Here is a 553-nt window from a genome sequence, read left to right as displayed (position 1 = left end):
CGGCAAATGGCCGGTTACTGAGCCTCAAGGCCAGCACTCTGGCCGGGCATCTGCTGCAAGACCTGCACTACCAGTACGACCCGGTGGGCAATGTCGAACGCATCGAAGACCTGGCCCAGCCCGTGCAATGGTTTGCCCAGCAACGGATTGAGGCGCTCAGCACGTATCGATACGACACCCTCTACCAACTGGTCGAGGCCTCGGGCCGTGAAAACGCCAACCAAATGATCGGACCTGAACTGCCGGGGCTGGAAACCTTCGGCACGCAGGACGACAGTCGCTGGCGCAACTACACCCAGACCTACACCTACGACAGCGGCAACAATCTGACACTGCTCAAGCATGACGCAGGTGCCGGTCACACCTATCTGCGCCAGATGGTGGTGGCCGAATACAGTAACCGCAGCCTGCTCAAGGAAGAGGACCCCGCAGACTTCACGACCCGTTTTGATGCCAACGGCAATCACCTGGCACTGGCACCGGGCCAGGCCATGCAGTGGAATGCCCGCAATCAACTGCATCAGGTGACGCAGGTGGTGCGCGCGCAAGCTGA

1 pseudogene is annotated in these 553 nt (G+C 60.6%); it reads left to right on the top strand.

What is annotated here, in order from left to right:
- A pseudogene (locus ACZRMS_RS26330) lies at positions 1 to 553 on the top strand (hypothetical protein); the annotation flags it as partial.

The sequence above is a fragment of the Pseudomonas sp. B424 genome, assembly GCF_055408345.1.
Note: the sequence above shows the minus strand (reverse complement) of the source record. Positions and strands in the feature narration are given on the sequence as shown.